The following is a 9,155-nucleotide window of genomic DNA, read 5'->3' on the forward strand; positions in this document are numbered from 1 at the left end:
AGCGGGTGACACCCGTCACCTGCGCGGCCCCCGACGCCTGTCTAGAATCGGCCACATGCCACGACGCACCGGTCGTGGTGGTTTGGGGTACCTTCGGTCACATTTCCCGCCACGCGCCGTCCTTTCCCACATGAATGCTTCCGCTGAACTGCTGAAAGAACTCCGCATCGACCGCTCGGCCGCCCCGCCGCCGCGCGGCCCTTCCCCGTCCCGCCGCTGGCTGTGGGTAGTGATCGGGCTGGTCCTGGTGCTGCTGGCGGCACTGGCCGTGGGCATGCTCGCCCGCGGCAAACCGGCCGCGACGGTGGAGACCGCGCCGGTGGTGGCGATGAGCCAGGGCGGCGGCAGCAATGCCGTGCTGGATGCCAGCGGCTACGTCGTGGCCCGGCGCATGGCCACCGTCTCGGCCAAGATCACCGGCAAGGTGCGCGAGGTGATGATCGAGGAAGGCATGCGGGTGGAGGAAGGCCAGGTGATGGCCACCCTGGACCCGATCGACGCCAACGCCCAGCGCAGCCTCAACGCCGCGCAGCTGGACGCGGCGCGCAGCCAGATCGGCGGCCTGCAGGCGCAGCTGCGCCAGGCCGATGCCGAGGCCACGCGCCTGCAGGCGCTGGTCAGCCAACAGCTGGTGTCGCGCTCGCAGTACGACCAGGCCGTCGCCGCCCGCGACAGCCTGCGCGCGCAGCTGCTGACCGCCCAGCACAACGCCAAGGTGGCGGTGGATGCATTGGCCATCGCCGACCTGGGCGTGGACAACAACATCGTGCGTGCGCCATTCACCGGCGTGGTCACCGCCAAGGCCGCGCAGCCGGGCGAGATCGTCTCGCCGCTGTCGGCCGGTGGCGGCTTCACCCGCACCGGCATCGGCACCATCGTCGACATGGATTCGCTGGAGGTGGAAGTCGAGGTGGGCGAGGCCTTCATCGGCCGCGTGCAGCCGAAGATGCCGGTGGAGACGGTGCTCAACGCCTACCAGGACTGGAAGATCCCCGGCGAGGTGATCGCCATCATCCCGACCGCCGACCGTGGCAAGGCAACGGTGAAGGTGCGCGTGGCGCTGGGCGTGAAGGACCCGCGCATCGTGCCGGAGATGGGCGTACGGGTGAGTTTCCTGGAGAAGGCGGCACCGGCCGATGCGCAGGCCCCGAAGGGCGTCCGCGTGCCGGCCACGGCCATCACGCAGCGCGACGGCAAGCCGGTGGCATTCGTGCTGCAGGCCGACGACAAGGTGCAGCAGCAGGTGCTGCAGGTCGGTGAAGCCCTGAACAAGGACAAGCAGGTGTTGGCCGGCCTGAGTGCCGGCCAGACGGTGGTGGTCAACCCGCCGGACACCCTGAAGGATGGCGACAAAGTGGCATTGGACGGCGCGCAGAAGTAAGCAGGCGACACGACGCTGATGTCATGTAGCACATGGCAGTAACCAAGCGCGGTAAAGCCAGCTGCTGTTGATCGCGTAGTTGCTTCGGTTGTTGCAGTTGTTGTTGCAGTTGCTTCTTCCCCTCCCCTGCGCGAAGCGTAGGGGAGGGCCAGGGAGGGGTGCCGGTGCTTTGGCTTTGGCTTTGGCTTTGGCTTCGGCTTCGGCTTCGGCTTCGGCTTTGGCTGTTGCTGTTGCCCTACCCGGGCCCCTTCCGCAGCGACGGAGCTGACGGAGAGGACCCCGCAGGGGCGGCGTGCATGGATGCACGTCGTTTTTCGACGGGACAGGGATGTCCCGTCGAAAAATCCCGGCAGCGTAGTGGACCTGTAGCGCGCAGCGCGGAAGGCGCGTAGGCAGGGTGTGCTTTCTTTGCGCCAGGTTTCTTTGCACAAGCAAAGAAAGGTGGCTCGCGCCCCTTTAGGGGCACGAAAGCTGCTGCTGTTGTCTCTGCCGTTGCTTCAGAACAAGCACGATCAATGCAGAAACAAGAGCAGAAGCTTTCACTCCCCTTCGGGGAGCGAGTTACTTTTCTTTGCTTGTGCAAAGAAAAGCTAACCAAAAGAAAGCACACCCTGCCTCCGCGCCCACGCCGCTACGCGACGCGGGTCCACTCCGCCGGCAGGATTTTTCGACGGGACATCCCTGTCCCGTCGAAAAACGACGCACATCCCTGTGCGTCGCCCCATTCGGGGTCTTGTCTGCCAGCTCCGTCGCTGCGGAAGGGAACCCGGCACGGCAACAGCAACAGCAACAACCAAAGCCAAAGCAACGGCACCCCTCCCTGGCCCTCCCCTTGCCTTTGGCAAAGGGAGGGGAAGAAGCAACAGCAACGGCACTCGCAACTGCAACTGCAACTGCAACAGCTGCCCTCACCCCTGCCCCTCTCCCGCAGGACGGGAGAGGGGATGCCAATCACCATCGCTGACCCAACCCGCTCCACTGCTGCCTACATCCGCTCCACTGCTGCCCACATCCACTTCACTGCTGCCGACGCCCACTCCACCGCTGAGGACCACCCATGAGCACCCTCGTCTCCCTGCGCAACATCACCAAGACCTACCAGCGTGGACCGGAAAAGGTACAGGTCCTGCACGGCATCGACCTGGACATCGAACGCGGGGACTTCGTCGCCCTGATGGGACCGTCCGGCTCCGGCAAGACCACCCTGCTCAACCTCATCGGCGGCCTGGACACCCCCAGCGGCGGCGAGATCAACATCGAAGACCAGCGCATCGACCAGCTCAGCGCCGGACAACTGTCCACCTGGCGCAGCCACCACGTCGGCTTCGTGTTCCAGTTCTACAACCTCATGCCCATGCTCACCGCGCAGAAGAACGTGGAACTGCCGCTGCTGCTGACCAACCTCAGCGCTGCCGACCGCAAGCGTCGCGCGCAGATCGCGCTCACCCTGGTCGGCCTGGCCGAACGCCGCGACCACCGCCCCAACGAACTGTCCGGCGGCCAGCAGCAGCGCGTGGCCATCGCCCGTGCCATCGTCTCCGACCCCACCTTCCTGATCTGTGACGAGCCCACCGGTGACCTCGACCGCCAGAGCGCGGAAGAAGTGCTGGGCCTGCTGCAGCTGCTCAACCGCGAACACGGCAAGACCATCATCATGGTCACCCACGACCCCAAGGCCGCCGAGTACGCCACCCACACCGTGCATCTGGACAAGGGCGAGCTGGTCGACGCCCCGGTGCACTGAGGAGCCCGGCCATGAAGTATTTTTCGCTGATATGGGCGCAGCTGTTCCGCAGCCGCACCCGCACGCTGTTCACCCTGCTCTCGGTGGTGACCGCCTTCCTGCTGTTCGGCATGCTCGACTCGGTGCGCGTGGCCTTCAACACCGGCGGTGCCAGCGTGGCCGGCGCCAACCGGTTGATCGTCGCCTCGCGCCTGTCCATCACCCAGTCGCTGCCGATCCGGCTGGAGTCCCAGATCCGCCAGGTCGAGGGCGTTCGTGACACCACCTACGGCATGTGGTTCGGCGGTATCTACCAGGACCCGAAGAACTTCTTCCCCAATTTCTCGGTGGCCCCCAACTACTTCGACATCTACAGCGAGCTGGAAGTCCCCAAGGACCAGATCGAGGCGTTCCGCAACACCCGCACCGGCGCGATCGTCGGCGAGTCGCTGGCCAAGCAGTTCGGCTGGAAGATCGGCGACACCATCCCGCTGCAGGCCACCATCTTCCCGCGCGGCGGCAGCAATGACTGGCCACTGCAGCTGGTGGGCACGTTCCGCTCCAAGGACCGCGCGGTGGCCGGCAACGAGGAACGCCAGTTGATGATGAACTGGAAGTACTTCGACGAATCCAACGACTACATCAAGAACCAGGTCAGCTGGTACACGGTGACCCTGGACAACCCGGACCACGCCTCGCGCGTGGCCCAGGCCATCGACGCCATCTCGGCCAACTCCGACCACGAGACCAAGAGCCAGACCGAGTCGGCGTTCCAGCAGGCCTTCATCAAGCAGTTCGCCGACATCGGCATGATCGTCACCTCGATCATGGGCGCGGTGTTCTTCACCCTGTTGCTGCTGACCGGCAACACCATGGCGCAGGCGGTGCGTGAGCGCGTCCCCGAGCTGGCCACGTTGAAGACGCTGGGCTTCCAGGACGGCACGGTGCTGATGCTGGTGATGATCGAGGCGGTGCTGCTGGTCGGCCTGGGCGGCGTGATCGGACTCGGCCTGGCTGCGCTGGCCCTGCCGGTGATGGCACCGCAGACGATGGGGCTGTTGCCGCCCCACGTGCCTGCCCAGACCTGGGCGATGGGGGCGGTCCTGATCGTGGTGATCGGCCTGGTGGTGGGCGTTTTGCCGGCACTGCGTGCCAAGCGCCTGAAGATCGTCGACGCATTGGCCGGGCGCTGAGGAGAACGACATGAAGAACTTTCTTTCCAATGCGCTGGTGATCGTGCTGCTGGCCGCTGGCCTGGGCATCTGGATCGCCCTGCCATGGGTGGGCGTGGCGGTGCTGGTGGTGGTCATCGCCCTGTGGCTGGTGCTGACCCGCAGCGGTCGCCTGGCGCTGGCGGCGACCCGGATCGGGTTGGCCAGCCTGCCGCAGCGCTGGGGGGCCTCGTCGGTGATCGTGATCGGCATCGCCGGCGTGGTCGGCGTGCTGGTGGCGATGCTCGCCATGGGCCAGGGCTTCCAGGCAACGCTGGAGAGCACGGGCGATGACAGCACCGCCATCGTGCTGCGCGGCGGCTCGCAGGCCGAGACCAACTCGGTCATCACCCGCGAGCAGGTGCCGCTGCTGGAAACCCTGCCCGGCGTGGCGCGCGGTGACAACGGCCGTCCGCTGGTGTCGCCGGAGCTTTCGCAGGTGGTCAACCTGACCTCGCGCAGCGACGGCACCGACGTCAACGCGCAGTTCCGTGGCGTCGGCGAGCAGGCCTGGGCGGTGCACGACAAGGTGCACATCGTCGAGGGCCGTGCGTTCGGCACCGGCCTGCGCGAGATCGTCGCCGGCCGCGGGGCGCAGAAGCAGTTCCAGGGACTGGAGGTGGGCAAGACGCTCACGCTCGGCAACCAGGCATGGACGGTGGTGGGCATCTTCGAATCCGGCGACTCGCACGAGTCCGAGTTGTGGACCGATGCGCAGACGCTGGCCAGTACCTACGACCGCAGTGCGTGGCAGTCGATCAGCATACGGACCGACGGCAAGCAGGGCTTCGAGGCGTTCAAGGCCGCGGTGGCCGCAGACCCGCGGCTGAAACTGGATGTGGAAACCACCGCCGAGTACTACCGCAAGCAGGGCGGTGGCCTGAACAAGCTGCTCAAGGTGCTGGGCACGGTGATCGGCGCGATCATGGCGGTAGGCGCGGTGTTTGGCGCGCTCAACACCATGTACGCGGCGGTGGCCACGCGCGCACGGGAGATCGCCACGCTGCGTGCGATCGGTTTCCGCGGCGTACCGGTGGTGACCGCGGTGATGCTGGAAACCATGCTGCTGGCCCTGCTCGGCGGCCTGCTCGGCGGGGTGATCGCCTGGCTGGCCTTCAACAACTTCACCGTGTCCACGCTGGGCAGCAACTTCAGCCAGGTGGTGTTCCAGTTCAAGGTCTCCCCGCCACTGTTGTGGAGCGGCCTGAAGTGGGCGCTGGGCATTGGCCTGGTGGGTGGCCTGTTCCCGGCGCTGCGTGCGGCGCGCCTGCCGATCACCACCGCGCTGCGCGAGACCTGAGCCGCGCCGGCACGACAACCCGTCTGCCCGATGAACGCCCCCCTGCCACCACGGCAGGTGGGCATGGCGGAAACCCGCCCTTCACGCATCCATCCATTTGGTTCATCATGCGCGCCCGCCGGGTACCCGGCGGGCGGCGTAGCTGTGATGGCGGATGCTGCGTCCCTCCCCCAACGGTGATGCATCTGTCACAGCGCCCAGCCGGGCGCTTTTTTCGTAGTAGGTATAAAGGAAAACCGAAAGAGATGTCTTTGAAGTCGAACCCGCTGCGCACCGCGATCGCCCTGGCGATCGCCGGCAGCTGCACCGCTCCTGCATTCGCGCAGGATGCCAACCAGTCCACCACCACGCTGGACCGCATCGAGATCACCGGTTCGCGCATCCGCCAGGCGAACGTGGAGACGGCCCAGCCGGTCATCGCTCTGACCCGCGCGGAGATCGAGAAGAAGGGCTACGTCAACGTCGCCGACATCCTGCAGGACGTCACCGCCGCCGGCGCACCTTCTCTGAGCCGTGCCTCTGCGCTGTCCTCCGGCCGCGACTATGGCGGCATGTTCGTCAGCCTGCGCAACCTTGGCCCGGAACGCACCCTGGTGCTGATCGACGGCCGCCGCATGGGCGTGAGCGCCGGCGGTTACTCCGACGTCGGCTCGATCCCCTCGGCCATCGTCGAGCGCATTGAAGTGCTGACCGACGGCGCCTCGGCGCTGTACGGCTCCGATGCCATCGCCGGCGTGATCAACGTCATCACCCGCAAGAACTTCGACGGCGGCAACGCCAGCGCCTACGTCGGCCAGTACGGCGAAGGCGATGGCCAGAAGCGCTCCTACAGCGCCAACTTCGGCAAGACCTTCGAGCGCGGCTGGTTCAGCGTCGGCGCCGAGAAGTCCAAGGAAGACCCGGTGCTGGGCGGCGCGCGCGAGTTCACCGCCTACCCGAATGGCCCCTACCACCCCGGTGATGGCCTGAACGGCACCACCGCATGGGGCTCGGTCACCGTCGATGGCAAGGTGCTCAGCGTCGGCCCGGGCGGCGATCCGTCCAAGGTGGAGAATTTCAAGCCGCGTGACCCGGCCACCTACGCCAACACCAAGACCAACATGACCCTGCTCTCCTCGCTGGAGCGCAAGTCCGCCTTCGCCAACGCCGGCTTCCAGATCACCGACGACCTGCGCGTGGTCGCCGACGTGCTGTACAGCGAGCGTGAGTCGATCAAGCAGTTGGCCGGCTACCCGTACTCGGTGTCGGCCGCGCAGGCCGCCAATGGCTCGCGCGCCGCGCTTTCGGCCGACAGTGCGTTCAACCACTGGGGCAAGGACGTGCTGTTCTCGCACCGCACCGAGGAGTTCCCGCGGGCGACCAACAACAGCCTGACCACCAAGCGCGCCAGCCTGGGCCTGGAGGGCAGCTTCGAGACCGGTTCGCGTCTCTGGGACTGGAACGTCAGCTACATGTACAACCGCAATGAGGGCGAGCGTCGCACCCTGCAGAGCATGTACCAGCCGAACGTGAACCTGGCCGTCGGCCCGTCCTTCATCGACGGCAACGGCGTGGCCCGCTGCGGCAGCGTGGGCAACGTGATCGAAGGCTGCGTGCCGTGGAATCCGCTGGCGCCGATGGGCAGCAACAGCCCCGGATCGCTCAGCGGCGACCCCGCCGTGCGTGACTACCTGTTCAAGAGCTTCGTCGACGATATCCGCAGCACCACCAAGGTGGTCAGCGCCAACATCTCCGGTTCGCTGTTCACCCTGCCGGCCGGCGACATCATGGCCGCGATGGGCGTGGAGCACCGCACCGAGGAAGCCAGCTACACGCCGGACCTGATGGTGCAGAAGGGCGAGATCGCCGGTACCAGTGGCCTGCCCACGCGCGGTGACTACACGCTGGACGAGGTCTACCTGGAGCTGCAGGTGCCGCTGCTGGCCGACCTGCCGATGGTGCGCGAGCTGTCGCTGGACCTGGCGGGCCGCTACTCGGACTACGACAACTTCGGCGGCACCACCAACGGCAAGTTCGGCCTGAAGTGGAAGCCGGTCGACACGTTGCTGGTCCGCGCCACCTACGGCACCGGTTTCCGTGCACCGACCGTGGACGACCTGTACGGCGGCACCGTCACCACCCGTGACCGCATCACCGATCCGTGTGACCGCTCCTTCGGCGCCGCCGCACGCAACAGTGAAGTGGCCGCACGCTGCACCGCCGCCGGCATGGGTGCCGACTTCCGCCAGAAGACCGGCGACGGCGAACTGGCCACCACCTCCGGCGTGCAGGCGGTGACCGACTTCACCTCCGGCTCCAATGCGGCACTGAAGCCGGAAACCGCCAAGACCTGGACCGTTGGCCTGGTGTACAGCCCGGACTTCGTCACCGGCCTGGACCTGAGCCTGGATTGGTGGAAGATCCGCATCGACAACGTCATCGTCGGCGAGTCGGCCACGGACATCCTCAACCAGTGCTACGTGCAGGGCATCGCCTCGGCCTGCGACCGCTTCACCCGCTACACCTCCGGCACCAACAAGGGCCAGGTCAGCGGGATGAACCGTTCGTTGAACAACGCCGGTTACCAGGAAACGGCCGGCTATGACCTGGGTGTCCGCTACCGCCTGCCGGAAATGGCGTTCGGCCAGCTGTCGCTGCGCTGGAACACCACCTACGTGGACTACCTCTCGCGCAAGAGCGACAACGTGGACACCACCCCGGTGGAACAGTTCACCGGCTGGGAAGGCAACTTCCGGGTGCGCTCCAACCTGACCCTGGACTGGCAGAACGGCAACTTCGGCGCGAGCTGGACCACCCGTTACACCTCCAGCATGAAGGAGAAGTGCTCCTACGACCTGGAAGGCGGCCCGGAGTGCAACCTGCCGGACTTCCAGTCGCCGTACACGGACATGCAGCCGAGCCGCAAGCTGGGCTCCAACACCTTCCATGACCTGCAGGTGCGCTATGCCCTGCCGTGGGACGGCACCGTGTCGCTGGGCATCAACAACGTGTTCAAGCACGAGGGCCCGATCATGTACAGCCAGCCGAACAGCAGCTTCACCTACTACGGTGGCTTCGACATCGGCCGTTTCATGTACATGAAGTACCAGCAGCGCTTCTGATCCAGCAAGGCTGATCCAACGCCCCTCTCCCGTGCCACGGGAGAGGGGTTGGGATGAGGGCCGCCGCAGCCGGTACGCCCCTGCCGCAACCCCAACACCACACAACGGTCATCAGACTGTCATCGCGGTGCGGTAGCTGCGCCGCTGCAATGCCGCTACGGTGTGCAGCCTCCCACTTCCGGAATCCCGCCATGCTCCGCTCGCTGGCGCTGGCCGGCGTCTGCGTGATGCTGGCCGGCTTTGCTTTCTCCCACCCTGTCCCCTCGTTGTCGCTGAGTGAACGCCTGGCCGCGCCGGGCGGCACCTCGCCGCTGGTCCCCACCGAACGCATCGATGCGCTGCTCGCGCGCGTACCCCACCACCAGGGCCGCGTCAGCGGTGCCGATGGCGTGGCATTGCATTGGATGTCGTTCGACCCGGGCGACTACCGGATGGACTA

At 66.4% G+C, this 9,155-nt stretch carries 5 protein-coding genes and 1 pseudogene; all 6 read left to right on the forward strand.

The window, feature by feature from the left end; translation table 11 throughout:
* The first annotated feature begins 130 nt into the window (after positions 1-130).
* Entirely contained in the window at positions 131-1,381 is a 1,251-nt protein-coding gene (locus tag VA603_RS08645) for an efflux RND transporter periplasmic adaptor subunit (RefSeq protein ID WP_313253129.1), read from the forward strand.
* 1,057 nt (positions 1,382-2,438) lie between these two features.
* Positions 2,439-3,125, forward strand: a complete 687-nt coding sequence (locus tag VA603_RS08650) for an ABC transporter ATP-binding protein (protein ID WP_132862488.1) — start codon at positions 2,439-2,441, stop codon at positions 3,123-3,125.
* Between the two features lie 11 nt (positions 3,126-3,136).
* Positions 3,137-4,297, forward strand: coding sequence for an ABC transporter permease (locus VA603_RS08655; protein ID WP_313253134.1), 1,161 nt, complete (start codon positions 3,137-3,139; stop codon positions 4,295-4,297).
* A 10-nt stretch (positions 4,298-4,307) separates the two neighbouring features.
* The gene (locus tag VA603_RS08660) at positions 4,308-5,615 is read left to right on the forward strand and encodes an ABC transporter permease (protein ID WP_192286912.1); all 1,308 of its coding nucleotides are present in this window, start codon (positions 4,308-4,310) and stop codon (positions 5,613-5,615) included.
* 245 nt (positions 5,616-5,860) lie between these two features.
* The gene (locus tag VA603_RS08665; protein WP_323438547.1) at positions 5,861-8,716 is read left to right on the forward strand and encodes a TonB-dependent receptor; all 2,856 of its coding nucleotides are present in this window, start codon (positions 5,861-5,863) and stop codon (positions 8,714-8,716) included.
* 191 nt (positions 8,717-8,907) lie between these two features.
* Positions 8,908-9,155: pseudogene (locus tag VA603_RS08670) on the forward strand (alpha/beta hydrolase); the annotation flags it as partial.

This window comes from Stenotrophomonas capsici, from assembly GCF_034961085.1.
Taxonomy (GTDB): domain Bacteria; phylum Pseudomonadota; class Gammaproteobacteria; order Xanthomonadales; family Xanthomonadaceae; genus Stenotrophomonas; species Stenotrophomonas capsici.